This window comes from Rhodopseudomonas palustris, from assembly GCF_003591005.1.
GTDB lineage: Bacteria > Pseudomonadota > Alphaproteobacteria > Rhizobiales > Xanthobacteraceae > Rhodopseudomonas > Rhodopseudomonas palustris_K.
Genome location: NZ_QYYD01000031.1, coordinates 26,445 through 43,698, shown reverse-complemented (window position 1 = coordinate 43,698; position 17,254 = coordinate 26,445). Strand labels below are relative to the sequence as shown.

The 17,254-nt window shown below is 66.7% G+C and carries 10 protein-coding genes; 4 read left to right on the top strand and 6 right to left on the bottom strand.

From position 1 onward, the window contains the following. The first annotated feature begins 283 nt into the window (after positions 1–283). Both gltB and D4Q52_RS22930 read left to right on the top strand, forming a co-directional pair. Entirely contained in the window at positions 284–5,023 is a 4,740-nt protein-coding gene (gene gltB, locus D4Q52_RS22935) for a glutamate synthase large subunit (RefSeq protein ID WP_119858893.1), read from the top strand. Between the two features lie 155 nt (positions 5,024–5,178). Next, on the top strand, positions 5,179–6,636 hold the full coding sequence (locus D4Q52_RS22930; RefSeq protein WP_119858892.1) for a glutamate synthase subunit beta: 1,458 nt from the start codon (positions 5,179–5,181) through the stop codon (positions 6,634–6,636). A gap of 2,141 nt (positions 6,637–8,777) precedes the next feature. Here D4Q52_RS22930 and D4Q52_RS22925 read toward each other — a convergent pair. Then, complete coding sequence (locus tag D4Q52_RS22925) at positions 8,778–9,554, bottom strand: SDR family NAD(P)-dependent oxidoreductase (protein ID WP_119858891.1); 777 nt, start codon at positions 9,552–9,554, stop codon at positions 8,778–8,780. A 147-nt stretch (positions 9,555–9,701) separates the two neighbouring features. Here D4Q52_RS22925 and D4Q52_RS22920 point away from each other — a divergent pair, with 147 nt between their 5' ends. Then, positions 9,702–10,436, top strand: a complete 735-nt coding sequence (locus tag D4Q52_RS22920) for an SDR family NAD(P)-dependent oxidoreductase (protein WP_119858910.1) — start codon at positions 9,702–9,704, stop codon at positions 10,434–10,436. A gap of 242 nt (positions 10,437–10,678) precedes the next feature. Here the strand turns inward: D4Q52_RS22920 and D4Q52_RS22915 are convergent, their stop codons facing one another. From D4Q52_RS22915 to D4Q52_RS22900, 4 genes are all read right to left on the bottom strand, one after another. Further along, positions 10,679–12,331 carry an SGNH/GDSL hydrolase family protein gene (locus D4Q52_RS22915; protein ID WP_119858890.1) on the bottom strand — a complete coding sequence of 551 codons (1,653 nt, stop codon included), beginning with the start codon at positions 12,329–12,331 and terminating at the stop codon, positions 10,679–10,681. Positions 12,332–12,527: 196 nt separating this feature from the next. Then, on the bottom strand, positions 12,528–13,922 hold the full coding sequence (locus tag D4Q52_RS22910) for a lytic murein transglycosylase (protein WP_119858889.1): 1,395 nt from the start codon (positions 13,920–13,922) through the stop codon (positions 12,528–12,530). Positions 13,923–14,056: 134 nt separating this feature from the next. After that, positions 14,057–14,809, bottom strand: coding sequence for a sulfite exporter TauE/SafE family protein (locus D4Q52_RS22905; RefSeq protein ID WP_182915416.1), 753 nt, complete (start codon positions 14,807–14,809; stop codon positions 14,057–14,059). 48 nt (positions 14,810–14,857) lie between these two features. Further along, positions 14,858–15,289 (bottom strand): VOC family protein, encoded by a 432-nt coding sequence (locus tag D4Q52_RS22900; protein WP_119858887.1) that lies wholly within the window; start codon positions 15,287–15,289, stop codon positions 14,858–14,860. Between the two features lie 63 nt (positions 15,290–15,352). On the opposite strand from D4Q52_RS22900, the gene D4Q52_RS22895 reads away from it, so the two are divergent. Further along, positions 15,353–15,943, top strand: coding sequence for a TetR/AcrR family transcriptional regulator (locus D4Q52_RS22895; protein ID WP_119858886.1), 591 nt, complete (start codon positions 15,353–15,355; stop codon positions 15,941–15,943). A 13-nt stretch (positions 15,944–15,956) separates the two neighbouring features. On the opposite strand, the gene hisN is transcribed toward D4Q52_RS22895, so the two are convergent. Next, the gene (gene hisN / locus D4Q52_RS22890) at positions 15,957–16,739 is read right to left on the bottom strand and encodes a histidinol-phosphatase (RefSeq protein WP_119858885.1); all 783 of its coding nucleotides are present in this window, start codon (positions 16,737–16,739) and stop codon (positions 15,957–15,959) included. Between the last annotated feature and the right edge of the window lie 515 nt (positions 16,740–17,254).

Here is a 17,254-nt window from a genome sequence, read left to right as displayed (position 1 = left end):
GGACTCGCGCGCGCTTGTGTGCTAGACAAAAATTTGACAAGGTCTTGCTAGGACAGCATCACTGTCTCAATTATGGTGGTAGCCCCACACGGGCCTTGCAGCGTGAACAGCGGCGTTTGACGTCGCGCGAGACTCCTGCCTTGTCCTATGGGCGATATGGACACCGGGGTCTGAATACTAAAAATCGTGGCTCGCGGCGGCGAGCGGTGGCCCGGAGGGTGCCGCGGACGCCCGAAGTGTGCCGCTGCTGGACGAATCCTTGCCAGGATGAATGAGGACGAAAATGAGCGGGTCTGAGGTTGAGCGCGAGAACATGGCTGCCACTGCGCTGACGGCGGACCCGGCCTTGAAAACGCCTGCGCGCGAGCACGCTCGCGAGCACACTTGGCGCCCGGAAGCCGAGGGTCTGTACGACCTGTCGCGCGAAAAGGACGCCTGCGGCGTCGGCTTCATCGCCAATATCAAGGGCGTCAAGTCGCATCAGATCGTGTCCGACGCGATCCGCATCCTGTGCAATCTCGAACACCGCGGCGCCGTCGGCGCCGATCCGCGCGCCGGTGACGGCGCTGGTATTCTGGTGCAGATCCCGCACGCCTTCTTCAGCCGCAAGGCGGCCGAACTCGGCTTCTCGCTGCCGGCGCCGGGTGAATACGCCGTCGGCGCGCTGTTCATGCCGCGCGACTCGTCATGGCGGAAGGTGATCAAGAGCATCGTCGCCGACCAGATCAAGGCCGAGGGCCTGACGCTGCTCGGCTGGCGCGAAGTGCCGACCGACAACTCGTCGCTCGGCGAGACCGTCAAGCCGACCGAGCCCGCCAACATGCAGGTGTTCGTCGGCCGCGGTCCGCTGACCAAGTCGGAGGACGAGTTCGAGCGCCAGCTCTATGTGCTGCGCAAGTCGATCTCGAACGCGATCTATCAGCGCCGCGAGCGCGGCCTTGCCGGTTACTATCCGGTGTCGCTGTCGTGCCGCACCGTGATCTACAAGGGCATGTTCCTGGCCGATCAGCTCGGCAAGTACTACCCGGATCTCGCCGAGGAGGATTTCGAGTCCGCGCTGGCGCTGGTGCATCAGCGGTTCTCGACCAACACCTTCCCGACCTGGTCGCTGGCGCATCCGTACCGCATGGTCGCGCACAACGGCGAGATCAACACGCTGCGCGGCAACGTCAATTGGATGGCGGCGCGCCAGGCCTCGGTGCACTCCAAGCTGTACGGCAAGGACATCAGCCGGCTGTGGCCTATTTCCTATGAAGGCCAGTCCGACACCGCCTGCTTCGACAACGCGCTCGAATTTTTGGTGCGCGGCGGCTACTCGCTGCCGCACGCGGTGATGATGATGATTCCGGAAGCGTGGGCCGGCAACCCGCTGATGGACGAGCAGCGCCGCGCCTTCTACGAATATCACGCCGCGCTGATGGAGCCGTGGGACGGCCCCGCCGCGCTGGCCTTCACCGACGGCCGCCAGATCGGCGCGACGCTGGACCGCAACGGCCTGCGTCCGGCGCGCTATCTGGTCACCAAGGACGACCGCATCGTGATGGCGTCCGAAATGGGCGTGCTGAAGATCCCGGAGGACCAGATCGTCACCAAGTGGCGGTTGCAGCCGGGCAAGATGCTGCTGGTCGATCTCGAGCAGGGCCGCCTCATTCCGGACGATGAGATCAAGGCACAACTGTCCGCCAGCCAGCCTTATGCGGACTGGCTGCGCCATACCCAGATCGTGCTCGAAGAACTGCCGGACGCGCCGGTCAAGGGCCAGCGCTCCAACCTGCCGCTGCTCGATCGGCAGCAGGCGTTCGGCTACACGCAGGAGGATATCTCGATCCTGATGACGCCGATGGCGTCGACCGGCGAGGAGGCCTCGGGCTCGATGGGCAACGACACCCCGCTGTCGGCGCTGTCGGACAAGCCGAAGCCGCTGTTCACCTACTTCAAGCAGAACTTCGCCCAGGTCACCAACCCGCCGATCGATCCGATCCGCGAGGAGCTGGTGATGAGCCTGGTGTCGATCATCGGGCCACGGCCGAACCTGTTCGATACGCTCGGCGCCGCCGGCACCAAGCGGCTCGAAGTGCGTCAGCCGATCCTGACCGACGGCGACCTGGAGAAGATCCGTTCGATCTCCGAGGTCGGCGACTCGCATTTCAAGTCGCGCACGCTCGACACGACTTTCCACGCCGGGCTCGGCGCGGCCGGCATGGAGCAGGTGCTGGATGAGCTCAACGCCCGCGCCGAATCCGCGGTGCGTGACGGCGTCAACATCATCATCCTGAGCGACCGCGCGACCGGCAGCGACCGCATTCCGATCCCGTCGCTGCTCGCCTGCGCGTCGGTGCATCATCATCTGATCCGGGTCGGCCTGCGCACCTCGGTGGGCCTCGTCGTCGAATCCGGCGAGCCGCGCGAAGTGCATCACTTCGCCTGTTTGGCGGGTTACGGCGCCGAAGCCATCAACCCGTATCTGGCGTTCGAGACCATCATCTCGCTCAAGGACAAGCTGCCGGCCAAGCTCGACGACTACGAGATCGTCAAGCGCTACATCAAGTCGATCGGCAAGGGCCTCCTGAAGGTGATGTCCAAGATGGGCATCTCGACCTACCAGTCGTATTGCGGCGCGCAGATCTTCGACGCCGTCGGCCTGCGCAACGACTTCATCGCCAAGTATTTCGCCGGCACGCATTCGCAGATCGAGGGCGTCGGCCTCGCGCAGATCGCCGAAGAGACCGTGCGCCGTCATCACGACGCGTTCGGCGAGGCGCTGGTCTACAAGAGCGCGCTCGACGTCGGCGGCGAATACGCCTTCCGGTCGCGCGGCGAGGACCATGCCTGGACCGCCGAGTCGGTGGCGACGCTGCAGCACGCCGTGCGCGGCAATTCGCAGGAGCGCTACCGCGCGTTCGCCCGCATCCTCAACGAGCAGCAGGAGCGGCTGCTGACGCTGCGCGGCCTGTTCAAGATCAAGACCGCCGAGGCCGAAGGCCGCAAGCCGGTGCCGATCGAGGAAGTCGAATCCGCGGCCGACATCGTCAAGCGGTTCTCGACCGGCGCGATGAGCTTCGGCTCGATCTCGCGTGAAGCCCACACCACGCTGGCGATCGCCATGAACCGGATCGGCGGCAAGTCGAACACCGGCGAAGGCGGCGAGGAAGCCGATCGCTTCAAGCCGATGGCCAATGGCGACTCGATGCGCTCGGCGATCAAGCAGGTCGCCTCGGGCCGGTTCGGCGTCACCACGGAGTATCTCGCCAACTCCGACATGATGCAGATCAAGATGGCGCAGGGTGCCAAGCCCGGCGAAGGCGGTCAGCTGCCCGGCCACAAGGTCGACGCGACCATCGCCGCGGTGCGCCACTCGACGCCCGGCGTCGGCCTGATCTCGCCACCGCCGCATCACGACATCTACTCGATCGAGGATCTGGCGCAGCTGATCTACGATCTGAAGAACGTCAATCCGTCGAGCGCGGTGTCGGTCAAGCTGGTGTCGGAAATCGGCGTCGGCACGGTCGCGGCGGGCGTCGCCAAGGCGCGCGCCGACCACGTCACCATCGCGGGCTTCGAGGGCGGCACCGGCGCTTCGCCGCTGACCTCGATCAAGCACGCGGGCAGCCCGTGGGAAATCGGCCTCGCCGAGACGCATCAGACGCTGGTGCGTGAGCGGCTGCGCTCGCGCATCGTCGTCCAGGTCGACGGCGGCTTCTGCACCGGCCGCGACGTCGTGATCGGCGCGCTGCTCGGCGCCGACGAGTTCGGCTTCGCCACCGCGCCGCTGATCGCGGCCGGCTGCATCATGATGCGGAAGTGCCATCTCAACACCTGCCCGGTCGGCGTCGCCACGCAGGACCCGGTGCTGCGCAAGCGCTTCACCGGCCAGCCCGAGCACGTCATCAACTACTTCTTCTTCGTCGCCGAGGAAGTGCGCGAGCTGATGGCCGCGCTCGGCTATCGCAGCTTCAACGAGATGGTCGGCCAGTCGCAGATGCTCGACCAGCAGGCGCTGGTGGCGCACCGGAAGGCCAAGGGTCTCGACTTCTCCAAGCTGTTCTACAAGCAGAAGGCCGAGAAGGGTCAGACCATCTATCACTCGGAGACGCAGGACCATCACCTCGAGAAGGTGCTGGACCGAGAGCTGATCGCCAAGGCGCAGCCGGCGATCGACCGCGGCGCCCCGGTGAAGTTCGAGGCCGAGATCAACAACACCAACCGCTCCGCCGGCGCGATGCTGTCGGGCGTGGTGGCCAAGCACTACGGCCACGCCGGCCTGCCGCACGACACCATCCAGGTGCACCTCAAAGGCACCGCGGGTCAGGCGTTCGGCGCCTGGCTGGCGCGCGGCGTCACCTTCGATCTCGAAGGCGAAGGCAACGACTATGTCGGCAAGGGCCTCAGCGGCGGCAAGATCATCGTCCGGCCGCCGGCGAATTCCGGCATCGTGCCAGAGCAGTCGATCATCGTCGGCAACACCGTGATGTACGGCGCGATCGAGGGTGAGTGCTACTTCCGCGGCGTCGCCGGCGAGCGCTTCGCGGTGCGCAACTCCGGTGCCGTGGCGGTGGTCGAAGGCGCCGGCGATCATTGCTGCGAATACATGACCGGCGGCATCGTCGTCGTGCTCGGCAAGACCGGGCGCAACTTCGCGGCCGGCATGTCGGGCGGCGTCGCCTATGTGCTGGACGAGGACGGCAGCTTCGACAAGCTGTGCAACATGGCGATGGTCGAACTGCAGCCGGTGCTGTCGGAAGAGATGATCAACGAAGGCACCTATCATCAGTCTGGCGATCTCGAAGCGCACGGCCGGGTCGACGTGTTCGCCGACCTGCTCGGCAGCGACATCGAGCGCCTGCACGTCCTGATCTCGCGCCACGCCAAATACGCCGGATCGAAGCGCGCCGCCGAGATCCTGGCGAACTGGACGGAGTGGCTGCCGAAGTTCCGCAAGGTGATGCCGGTCGAGTACCGCCGTGCCTTGCGCGAGCTGAAAAGCCGCGCCGCCGAGGAGCCGAAAATCGCCATCGGGGCGTAGTTCACCAGCGCTTCCTCGTCATTGCGAGCGAAGCGAAGCAATCCAGAGGCTCCGCACACCGGGCTGGATTGCTTCGTCGCTTCGCTCCTCGCAATGACGGCGGAATGCGGCACACGACACACAGTCAAAGACAAGAATTCGGGGCGTCAGTTTCGATGGGCAAGGTCACGGGATTTCTGGAAATCGAGCGTCACGACCGGGCATATGCGCCGGTGGCGGAGCGCGTGAAGAACTACAACGAGTTCGTCGTCCCGCTCAGCGACAAGGACCTGCGCGACCAGGCGGCGCGCTGCATGAATTGCGGCATTCCGTATTGCCACGGCACCGGCTCGGCGCATCCGGGCACGCCCGGCTGTCCGGTCAACAACCAGATCCCGGACTGGAACGACCTCGTCTACAACGACAACTGGCAGGAAGCGGCGCGCAACCTGCACTCGACCAACAACTTCCCGGAGTTCACCGGCCGCATCTGCCCGGCGCCGTGCGAGGCGTCCTGCACGCTGAACATCGACGACAATCCGGTCACGATCAAAACCATCGAATGCGCCATCGTCGACCGCGCCTTCGACAACGGCTGGGTCAAGCCGGAGATCGCCTCGCTCAAGACTGGCCAGAGCGTCGCCATCATCGGCGCCGGCCCGGCCGGCCTCGCGGCCGCGCAGCAGCTGGCGCGCGCCGGCCACGACGTCCACGTCTATGAGAAGCTCGCCAAGGCCGGCGGCCTGCTGCGCTACGGCATCCCCGACTTCAAGATGGAAAAGCATCTGATCGACCGCCGCGTCGCGCAGATGGAGGGCGAAGGCGTCACCTTCCACTACAACAGCCCGGTCGGCGGCACCGCCCCGGGCGCGGTCGATCCGGCCGAGCTCCTGAAGCAGTACGACGCCGTCGCGCTCACCGGCGGCGCCGAATATCCGCGCGATTTGGCGATCCCGGGCCGCGAGCTTGCCGGCGTGCACTTCGCGATGGACTTCCTCACCCAGCAGAACCGCCGCGTCTCCGGCGAGCCGCTCGGCGACAGGCCCGAGATCCTCGCCACCGGCAAGCGCGTGGTGGTGATCGGCGGCGGCGACACCGGCTCGGACTGCATCGGCACCTCGATCCGTCAGGGCGCGACCTCTGTGACCCAGATCGAGATCATGCCGGCGCCGCCCGAGAAGGAAGACAAGGGCCTGACCTGGCCGAACTGGCCGATGAAGATGCGCACCTCGTCGAGCCAGGCCGAAGGCGCCGCGCGCGACTTCGCCGTCAACACGGTGTCGTTCGAAGGCGAGAACGGGCAGGTCAAGAAGCTCAACTGCGTCCGCGTCGACAGCAAATTCCAGCCGATCCCCGGCACCGAATTCGTGATCGAAGCCGACCTCGTGCTGCTGGCGATGGGCTTCGTCTCCCCGGTCAAGGACGGCCTCCTCTCCCAGCTCGGCGTCGAACTCGACGGCCGCGGCAACGTCAAAGCCGACCTCGACCGCTTCGCCACCTCGATCGACAAAGTCTTCACCGCCGGCGACATGCGCCGTGGCCAGTCACTGGTGGTCTGGGCGATCCGGGAAGGGCGCCTCGCCGCGCAGGCGATCGACCGGTTTCTGATGGGAAGCACGACGCTGCCGAGGTAGGCGGCGCAACGCAGCGCCGTAGGATGGGTTGAGCGCAGCGAAACCCATCAAAGCGTGCTCAACCCATCCTACGAACTACAAACTCTCCGCGAGTCATTCCGGGGCACGCAGCGAAGCTGCGTGAACCCGGAATCTCAGATGAGCACGACGGTGGGTGGGGCGAAGTAAGCGGTTCGGCCCCAACGCCGTAGGATGGGTTGAGCGCAGCGAAACCCATCAACGCGTGCCGCGAAGCGATGGGTTTCGCGCTGCTCAACCCATCCTACGAACTACAAACTCTCCGCGAGTCATTCCGGGGCACGCAGCGAAGCTGCGTGAACCCGGAATCTCAGCCGGGCAGAATGCTTCGAGGTTCCGGGTCCGCGTAGCTGCGCTACGCACCCCGGAACGACGGTGGGTGGGGAAACGCGGTAGAACGGCTCTGCTGCTGTAACCGGCCCGCCCCGACGCCGTAGGATGGGTTGAGCGCAGCGAAACCCATCAAAGCCCCGTCGCGCCGCGATGGGTTTCGCGCCGCTCAACCCATCCTACGAAGCCACCTTCCCCACACGCGCCGGGACGGCCGGTGATAAAGCGCCGCAATCGAGCACGAACTATCCACGAGTCATTCCGGGGCACGCAGCGAAGCTGCGTGAACCCAGAATCTCAGCCGGGCAGAACGCTTCAAGGTTCCAGGTTCGCGTAGCTGCGCTACGCGCCCCGGAACGACGGTGGGTGGGGCCCAAGAGGCGGCCCGCCTCAACGCCGTAGGATGGGTTGAGCCCACCTAGCGAAGTGTGGTCCGTGAGGCAGGTCCATGCCAGTCCCTAAAAGGGCATGCTTATCGAGCTTGACATTCGAACAAATAGGATATAAAACCTATCGACCCTCTCCCATCGAGGGGCGCCTCCGGAGGCGTCTTGAGGCGGGGGGAGGGGCGGCGTCCTGCGTTGCGTGGTTCGCAGCCACGTGGCCCGGGAGGCCGAGGGTCGCCGTCCGCCGCTACTACGAGCGGCCGCCGCTTCAGAGGCTGGACGGGTACAGTAGAGGCCGGGGAAAGCCCGCAAGCTCGCTGTGTCCCGGAAGAACGGTCCTTCGGCCCAAAGATCGCCGCGGTGGGCGCGCCGTGAGGCGTTGCGCGAGGGATCGCAAGCCCTCGCGACAAGATCCACCCTTCGCGCCGCACGGCGCGCCCCCGCCCCTCGCTGTGATTAGCGACGGGCGCACAGCTCGGGCTCATCGAGCCGCGAGAGCGATTAGCCGTGGCTGTTTGACAGTATGGATCGGAGAATGGGGTGAGGCTGCGCTCGCCCTCCGCTCATGCGTCTTCGTCCGACTTGATCGGGCGACCTGGGATGCCAGAGCGTCGCTGCTATGTCGTGCGCAAGGCGGGCGCTCTGGATACTAGATCCCCGCCTACGCGGGGATGACGGCTGGGGGTGGGGCGAGGCTGCGAGGTACAAACTATCCACGGGTTTACAAACTCTCCGCGAGTCATTCCGGGGCACGCAGCGAAGCTGCGTGAGCCCGGAATCTCAGGGCGGCAGAACGCTTCGGGGTTCCGGGTTCGCGTAGCTGCGCTACGCGCCCCGGAACGACGGGGGTGGGAAATGCGGTCGAACGGTTCTGCTGCTGTGACCGGTCCGCCCCAACTCCGTAGGATGGGTTGAGCGCAGCGAAACCCATCAAAGCCCCGCCGCGCCGCGATGGGTTTCGCGCTGCTCAACCCATCCTACGAACTACAAACTTTCCGCGAGTCATTCCGGGGCACGCAGCGAAGCTGCGTGAACCCGGAATCTCAGGGCGGCAGAACGCTTCGGGGTTCCGGGTTCGCGTAGCTGCGCTACGCGCCCCAGAACGACGGTGGGCGGGAAATGCGGTAGAACGGTTCTGCTGCTGTGACCGGTCCGCCCCAACGCCGCAGGATGGGTTGAGCGCAGCGAAACCCATCAAAGCCCCGCCGCGCCGCGATGGGTTTCGCGCTGCTCAACCCATCCTACGAACTACAAACTCTCCGCGAGTCATTCCGGGGCACGCAGCGTAGCTGCGTGAACCCGGAATCTGAGGCGGGCAGAACGCTTCGGGGTTCCTGGTTCGCAGAGCTGCGCTCTGCGCCCCGGAACGACGGGGATGGGGCGAGGAACACGCCCCCGCGTATCCCCTCACGCATTCCTCGCCATCAAGCCGCCGTCGACCGGGATCACCGCGCCGGTGATGAACGAGGCCGCGGGCAGGCACAGGCTGAGCGTCATATGCGCGACTTCTTCCGGGTCGCCGTAGCGGTGCAGGGCGGTGCGGCGTCTTGCGTATTTCTGTTTGTGCTCGGCGCTGATGCGGTCGGTCATGGCGGTGGTGATCGGGCCGGGGCAGATGCAGTTGACGGTGATGCCTTCGGGGCCGAGTTCGACGGCGAGCGAACGCGTCAGCCCGGTGACGCCGGCTTTGGCGGCCGAATACGGGCTGTGCGGCGACGTGGCGCCGAGCGCTTCGGTCGAGGCGATGTTGACGATGCGCGGGCTCGCTGACTTGCGCAAGTAAGGCAGCGCGGCGCGGATCACGCGTGGATGCGCGGTGAGCAGGATGTTCAGCGCGCGCTCCCACACCGCCTCGTAGTTGGCGTCGTCGATCGGCAGCGCGGCCGAGATGCCGGCGTTGTTGATAACGATGTCGAGCCCGCCGAGCGTCTGCGCGATCGCTTCGACGCCGCTCCTGATCGCCTGCGCGTCGCCGACGTCGAGCGCGAAGGCGGTCGCGTCGCCGCCGCGCGCCGTGATGGCGTCGGCGACCGGCTGCGCGGCGTCGAGCTTGACGTCGGTGACGGCGACGCGCGCGCCTTCGTCGGCGAACACATGCGCAGTGGCGCGGCCCATGCCGCTGGCCGCGCCAGTGACGAGCACGCGCAGGCCTTTGACGGAGCGGCTGAGGGGTTTGTACGACATCGGTTTCCTCCGGTTGTTTCTTGTTGCGGAATTACTCGGGCGCGTGGCGCGGCCCGGCTCCGATTGACAAGGCTGGCATCGATCGACACACAGGTCAAACGCGGCCGGCGCAAGAGCCGCGGCAACGACAACAACGGGAGGTTCGCGATGAACGAACTCGATTTTGGCGGCAAGCAGGTGCTGATCGTCGGCGGCTCGAGCGGCATCGGCAACGGCATCGCGCAGGCGTTCGCGGCGCGCGGCGCCAAGGTGTGCGTCACCGGGACGCGCGCGTCGCCGGCCGACTACGCGGCGGCGGACGGCAGTCACTTCGACGGACTGAGTTACGTGCAGCTCGACGTCGGCAAGCCGCAGGCGGTCGAAGCCTTCGCGCCGCCGATCGATCGGCTGGACGTGCTGATCCTGGCGCAGGGCGCGGTGATCTATCGCCGCGGCGAGTTCGAGATGGACGGCTTCCGCCACGTGATGGAAGTCAACCTGATGAGCCTGATGGCCTGCGCGACGAAATTCCATCCGCTGCTGAAGGCGTCGGGCGGCAAGCTGATCATCGTGTCGTCGACCGCGGCGTTCCATGCCACCAAGGGCAACCCGGCCTACAACGCGTCGAAGACCGGCGCGTTCGGCCTGACCCGGACGCTGGCGCAGGCCTGGGCCGAGGACGGCATCCGCGTCAACGGCATCGCGCCCGGCCTGGTCGATACCAAGATGACCAAGGTGACGACCGAAAACCCGAAGCGCCTCGCCGGCGCCATCGAAGGCATCCCGATGAAGCGCCTCGGCACCCCCGAAGACATGGCCGGCGTCGCGCTGTTCCTCGCCTCGCCGCTGTCGAGCTACGTGCTCGGCCAGACGCTGGCGGTGGACGGCGGGTTGATTTTGTAAGTGTAGAAGCCTCTTGCCCCACCCACCGTCGTTCCGGGGCGCGTAGCGCAGCTCCGCGAACCCGGAACCTCTCATCGGCGTAGGATGGGTTGAGCAACGCGAAACCCATCACTTCGCGGCGAGGCGTTGATGGGTTTCGCTGCGCTCAACCCATCCTACGGCGTAGGTGCGAACCGCTTCCTGCACTGGAGAGGCGGTGATCAGCACTGGCCGCGCAACGCGCGGCGAGTCGCTGAACGAGTTCACCGGAAGATCGAGAAGAATCCCGATGCGGTCGGCGGCGGGGCGCGGCGGACTTGGGGCTGTTGCGGGCCCGGCGAGAAGCCGAAGAAGCCCGATGCGGCCGGCGGCGGCGGAGGCGGCGCGGAGCGGACGACGCGGCGCTGCTGCTGCTGGGCCTGCTGCTGTTGTCCGCCCGAGCGCGTCGGCGCGGCGCTGTTCGGCGTCGCGCTGGCCATCGGCACCGCGCTCTTCGGCGGCTCCTTGGGCGGCGGCGGCTCCTGCGCCTTCTCGACCACGATCTCGCGGCGCGGCCAGGCGAAGTCGTCGGCGCGGCCGGCCGGCGCGGCGAGCGGCTCGCCCTTCACCAGCGTGCGCGCCACCAGCGCGTCGACCGCGACCGGCGATGGCCCCGGTCCGCCGAGCAGCTTGTCGGTCGACACTGCGGAAGCGACCAGCGGCACGATCGGGCCGGCGACCGGCCGCGGCGGCGGGCCGTCGGGCTTGGCGGGCGTGGTATCTGGCGTCGCCGGCTCGGTCGGCAGTTCGATCGGGCCGGAGCGGCTGGCGAGCAGCCGCGCGATCTCGCGCTCGACATAGTGCGCCAGCTTGCGGGCGCCGGCCTTGGTGAAATACACGCCGTCATACGAGCGCAGCCGGCGGGTCTGGCCCTCGAAGTCGGGGCCCTGCAGCATGTAGCGGCCGCCTTCGTCGACGAAGCCGTCCCAGACGTCGACATAGGTGATGCCGGCCTTGGCGGCGGCGTCGCGATACAGCGCGTTGAGGAATTGCGCGTCGGAGGTCGATTTGGTGCCGCGCACCGCCGGCAGGCCGACCCACAGCACCGGCACGCCCTTGGCTTTGAGCACCGCGATCATGTCGTCGAGCTTCTTGTTGTAGAGCTCGACCCAGCGCGCGTCGCGGAACTGGGCGACGCCGCTGCCGCGCTTGGATTTGTCAGGCGCCATGATCTGCGGCGCGCCGTCGTCGTCCTCGTCGTCATCGGCCGCGTCGCTGTCGGCGGTCTTGTCGTCGGGCTTGGCTGCGTCGGGCTTGGTGGAATCCGGCTTGGCCGCATCCGGCTTGGCGTCGGCTTTCTTGTCGGCGGCGGTCTCGGCGATCGGCGCGCGGTCGTTGAGGCCGAGCATCACCACGATGGCGTCGGGGTTCTCGCCGGCCAAAATTTCCTTGGCAGCGCCGATCCAGTCGGACGGCTCGCCCTTGGGCTGATAGCGCAGCAGCCCGGACACCGTGCGGTGCTTGCGGATCACGCCCATCTCCGGCTGCTCCGCATAGGCCTGCTCGAGGCCGTAAGCCAGCCAGTCGGCCATCGCGTCGCCCAGCACCACGACGTTGCGCTCGGCGGCGGCTTCGCGCTTCTCGGGCGCGGGCGCGCGGGAATAGTCCTCGCGGACCGGCGCGGAGCGGCGCGGCGCCTGGTGCTGGAACGGCGCGAATACCTCGTTGCCGAAGAATCCGCCGCCGCCGCCGTTGTAATATCCGCCGCCATTGCCGACGCCGCGCGGTGGGCGCGGCGGCGGCTGCGACGGCCCGCCGAAGCCGAAGAACTGCGCCGACGCCGGCGCCGCCACGCCGAGCAGCAGCAATCCAGAGATCGCCAGCGCCGGCCCGCGCGCGGTCAGGAAGCCCAGCAGGGATTTCGGCTTGTCGGACATACGCTTCGGCCGCGCTCGCAACGGGAACAGGAGGTCTGCCTATACTAGCGGATTCGGGCCGCAACCGGGCAGGTCATCGCCCGCCATAGGCCGGCGATCGGCCGCCGCCGTCAAGGGGCACGGCCGATGGTCGAGGGTGCCTGGACGTCCGGCTCTGAGGTCAGCCGCAGTTCCGGGCTGCCGCTGATCGGCGTCTTCAACGTCCTCTCAGTTTCTCCAGCATATCCCCGGTCGCGAACCCGTCCGCCGGCGTGCCGATCGAGGCCTGGAAATTGCGTAGCGCTTCTCTCGTCATGCTGCCGAACTGGCCATCGGGCGTGCCGCGGTAGTAGCCGCGTTGGGCGAGCAGCTGTTGCAGTTCGAGGCGTTCGCTGCGGGAGAGGACGCGTTCGTGGCGCGGCCAGGGCTGCACGAAGGGCGCGCCGCCGCGCAGGCGGTCTGCGAAATGGCCGATCGCCAGCGCATAGGCTTCGGCCGGGTTGTACTTCATGATGGTGCGGAAGTTGTTGAGCATCAGGAAGCCGGGACCTTCCGAGCCGGCCGGCGCCAGCACATAGGCCTTGTCGGCGCTGCGTGGGAAAGGCTGTCCGTTCGGGCGCTTGATGCCGAGCTGCTCCCATTGCGCCAGCGTCAGCATCTGCTTGCGGTCGGCCTTCATGTAGTCGAAGCCCTGCGGCATCACCACTTCGTAGCCCCAGGTCTGGCCGCTCTGCCAGCCGTCCTTCTTGAGGTTGTTGGCGGTCGAGGCGATCAGATCGGCCGGGTTGTCGACGACGTCGCGGCGGCCGTCGCCGTCGGCGTCGACGGCGAAGCGTTTGAACGCAGTGGGCATGAACTGGGTCGGGCCGAATGCGCCGGCCCACGAGCCTTTGAGTTGCTCGGGACGCAGATCGCCGCGATGCAGGATCTCCAGCGCGGTGAGGAATTCGTCCTTGAAGTACGCCTGACGACGGCCGACGCAGGCCAGCGTCGCGGTCGAGTTGACCACGTAGCGGTCGCCCATCTGGGTCGAGTAGTTGCTCTCGATTCCCCAGATCGACGCGATGATGTAGCGGTCGACGCCGTAGGCGCGCTCGGCGGCGTCGAATTGCGGCTTGTACTGCGCCAGGATCTCGCGGCCGCGGGCGAGCCGGTTGTCGTTCACCAGGATATCGAGATAGTCCCAGATCGCCTTGGTGAATTCCGGCTGCGAATCCATCAGGTCCATCAGCCGCAGGTCCGGCGAAAGCCCGGCGGTGTAGCGCTCGAAGCTGTCGCGCGAGATGCCGCGGCGCGACGCTTCGGGCCAAAATGCCGCGACGCAGCCGTCGAAATTGGCGGCCGCCTGGCGGATCGCCTGGGCGGTCATCAGCGGATGGCCCGAGCCACCGTCCTCGCCGCTCCACTCCGGAGCGGTGCTGCTGCTCGGCGTGGCCGGGGTCTGGGTGGTGATGTTGGCCGGTTGCGCGGTGGGCGCCGACGGCTTGCCGGCCCCGCCGAACAGATTGAACACGTCGAACGGATTCTGCGCCGACGCGGCGGCCGGCAGCAGCACGGCTCCAAGGAAAATGCCTGTGGCGATGCGCGTCAGCTTGCTGCCTGATGTCGTCATGCGTGATCGAATCCCGTCTGCTCGTCAGAGCCCCCGTACTCAGGAGGCGCTCCGGCGGTTTCAATCAGCTTAACAAAGCGTTTTTTGGGCCGCGGTGTCGGGACGCAGGTCGTGCCAGGTTGGTACGCGCCCGCTCATCCGAACATCCGGATCAGCGTCTCGGCGGCGAGGTAGCAGCCGAGCCCGATGATCGAGATCAGGAACCAGCGACGGAAGGAGTCCGGATGCATCCGCGTGCGCACCGCCTGACCGACGAACATGCCGGCGAAGGCGGCCGCCATCGCGATCGCGCCGGGCAGGGCGGTGGCGACCGACAACAGCCCGGCATCGGTCAGGTTGAAGGCGAGCGCCAGCGTCGCGGTGGTGAAGAACACCCCGAGCGCCTGCACCAGCTCGTCCTTCTCCATGCCGATCGCCTGCATGAACGGCATCGACGGGATCACCTGCACGCCGGTGGCGGCCGATACCACGCCGGTGATGAGGCCGACCGGTCCGCCGATCCATTTCTCCTGCGCGGGCGCGACCTGAAAGCGAAACCGGCTGAGGCCGATGATGCCGTAGATCACCAGCAGTCCGCCGAGCACCAGCGTGCCGTAGCGCGCATAGGGGCCGGTCATCAGGCCGGAACCGAGCCGGATGCCGACGACAGCGCCGAGCATCAAGGGCCACAGCCGCCGCAGGATGTCGCGCAGATAGGGGCCGGCGAAGGTCTGCCAGATGTTGGTGACGATGGCCGGCACGATGACGATCGCCATGGCATGCGCCGGCGGCATCACCACCGCGAGCAGGCCGATCGACACCGTCGGCAGACCAAGGCCGATGACGCCCTTGATGAAGCCGGCGAAGGCAAAAACGGCGGCGATGAGAAGCAGAAGCGGGTCAGACACGGCGCGCAACCTGACCGATCGCGCGACGACGCACAACCGGCTCCGCGCTTATGCCTGCGTTGCAGCGGCGCCTTCGACGTATTGCGCAGCGTAGTCCGCGCTCGGCGGGATCGGATTGATGATGTCGATCAGCACGCCGTTCGGATCGGCGGTGATGAAATGGCGTTGGCCGAACGCCTCGTCGCGCAGCGCGAGCAGGATCGGCAGCCCCGCCGCCTGCAGCCGCGCGTACTCGGCGTCCGGATCCTCGACTTCGAAGTTCAGGATCAGTCCGGAAACCTTGCCGCGCCCCGCCTCCGGAATGGTGCGGTGGGCTCCATCCAACACGGCAAGATTGACGGTCGGATCGTCGGCGGACTGCAGATGGACGTACCAGTCAGAGTCGAACAGCGCCCGGAAGCCGAAATGCGAGGCGTAGAATCGGGCTGTGCCCCGGACGTCGTCGGTCATGATCACCGGATAATAGCTGGTCGCGCGCATAGCTTCCCTCCCTGGTCGAACAAAGATACGCTGTGTATGTTTAATAACATACAGGCTGTATGTATGCGAGTGACGAAGCGACGCACCAACCCTGAGCGCTCCAGCGCCACCCGGTCGGGATTGATCGCCGCGGCCCGGCAGGCCTTCGTGGTTCACGGCTACGCGGCCACCAGCACGCCGGACCTGGTCGAAGCTGCCGGTGTCACGCGTGGGGCGCTGTACCACCACTTCGCCGACAAACAGGCGCTGTTCCGCGCCGTGATCGAGGCCGAATCGGCGGAGGTCGCGGCCGAGATCGAAGCGGCACCTTCGGCCGGGTCGCCGATCGCCGCGTTGGTTGCCGGCGGCGAGGCTTATCTGCAGGCGATGGCGGCGCCAGGCCGGACGCGGCTGCTGTTGGTCGATGCGCCGGCCGTGCTCGGGCAGGAGCAGGCCGATGCCATCGACAGCCGCAACGGCGTTCGCACGTTGCGCGACGGGTTGCAGGCGGCGGTCGATGCAGGCGTGCTGAGGCGGGTGCCGATCGAACAAACCGCGCAGCTGTTCGGCGCGGCCTACGACCGTGCGGCGCTGGCCCTGGCTCGGGGCGACGATCGCGCCGGATGGCTGGCCGCGCTGCGCGCCATGGTCGAGGGATTGGCGCTGCCGCGATGATGCGGCTGCAGCGTCAGGCGTTGAGGATCTTCAGCGCCGCTTCGTGCACGCGCTTGTCGGCGGCCGCGATGATGCGGCCGCCGCTTTGCGCCGGCTTGCCGTCCCAGGTGGTGACGATGCCGCCGGCGCCGGTGACGATCGGGATGAGCGCGGCGATGTCGTAGGGCTTCAGCTCGGTCTCGATCACCAGATCGAGCTGACCAGCCGCCAGCATGCAATAGGCGTAGCAATCGCCACCGAACCGGGTCAGCCGCGCTTCGGCCTGCACTTTTTCGAAGATGGCGCGGTCGGCCTCGTTCATCAGAAGCGGCGAGGTGGTGAACAGCGTCGCGTCCTTCAGCGCGGGGCAGCGCCGCACCGTCAGCCGGCGCTCGCCGGACGGGCCTTTGTACGACGCCGAGCCGTTATCGCCGGAAAACCGCTCGCCGATGAACGGCTGGTGCATCATGCCGAACACCGGCGTGCCCTTGTGCAGCAGCGCGATCAGCGTGCCCCACACCGGGAAGCCGGCGATGAAGGATTTGGTGCCGTCGATCGGGTCGAGCACCCAGACGTAGTCTGCGTCCGCACGTTCGTTGCCGAATTCTTCGCCGACGATGCCGTGCTGGGGGAAGCTCGCCTTGATCAGCCGGCGCATCACCGCTTCGCCGGCCCGATCAGCTTCCGTGACCGGATCGAAATCGCGGCCCTGCAGCTTGTTGTCGATCGTCAGCGAGGTGCGGAAGAACGGCAGGATGGTGTCGCCCGATGAGGTTGCGAGACGTCCGATAAAGGCGGCGAAGTCGATTACGGTCACGGGCAATCCTTGTCGGCGCGGGTTAAAAACTGCGCGAGGCCCTAGCTTGCCCGAAACCCCGCTTGTCCGCTCTGCTTATTCTACAGCGCGGCAAGGGGTCCAGAGGCTGAACCATTCATCGAAGTCGCGTTCACATTTTTCGCATGGTCGTTGCGTTCAGTTCGCTTTTTGCCGTCCCGATGAGGCTGTGAAGGCTCGGAACTCGGGTGATTTGGTCGCAGGCAGACTGAGACAATCAATTCCATCTCATTGATTTGGCTCAAATAAATGCCGTCCTCCCGCACATGCTGGCGGTGCCCTGACATGCGTTTTTTGCATGGAAAAACGCGCAAAAACACTTGCGCTTTGTGCGTCGCGGCCGCATATTGTTGCGGTGCGGTAGCGCCTCGCGCTATCGCTGCCCTCCTTGGGCGTTTCCTCCCTAGACTTGGGCCGCTTGCCATCGCAAGCGGCCCTTTTTCTTGTCCGGGAGGTCCGTCCCTGCTGTCCAGGCGCAGGGACGTGCAAGTGTCGGC

Excerpts from the sequence above, each read along its gene's own strand:
- D4Q52_RS22915 (WP_119858890.1), bottom strand. The coding sequence starts at position 12,331 with ATGTCCGACAAGCCGAAATCCCTGCTGGGCTTCCTGACCGCGCGCGGG.
- D4Q52_RS22925 (WP_119858891.1), bottom strand. The coding sequence starts at position 9,554 with ATGTCGTACAAACCCCTCAGCCGCTCCGTCAAAGGCCTGCGCGTGCTC.
- gltB (WP_119858893.1), top strand. The coding sequence starts at position 284 with ATGAGCGGGTCTGAGGTTGAGCGCGAGAACATGGCTGCCACTGCGCTG.
- D4Q52_RS22930 (WP_119858892.1), top strand. The coding sequence starts at position 5,179 with ATGGGCAAGGTCACGGGATTTCTGGAAATCGAGCGTCACGACCGGGCA.
- D4Q52_RS22910 (WP_119858889.1), bottom strand. The coding sequence starts at position 13,922 with ATGACGACATCAGGCAGCAAGCTGACGCGCATCGCCACAGGCATTTTC.
- D4Q52_RS22895 (WP_119858886.1), top strand. The coding sequence starts at position 15,353 with ATGCGAGTGACGAAGCGACGCACCAACCCTGAGCGCTCCAGCGCCACC.
- D4Q52_RS22900 (WP_119858887.1), bottom strand. The coding sequence starts at position 15,289 with ATGCGCGCGACCAGCTATTATCCGGTGATCATGACCGACGACGTCCGG.
- D4Q52_RS22920 (WP_119858910.1), top strand. The coding sequence starts at position 9,702 with ATGAACGAACTCGATTTTGGCGGCAAGCAGGTGCTGATCGTCGGCGGC.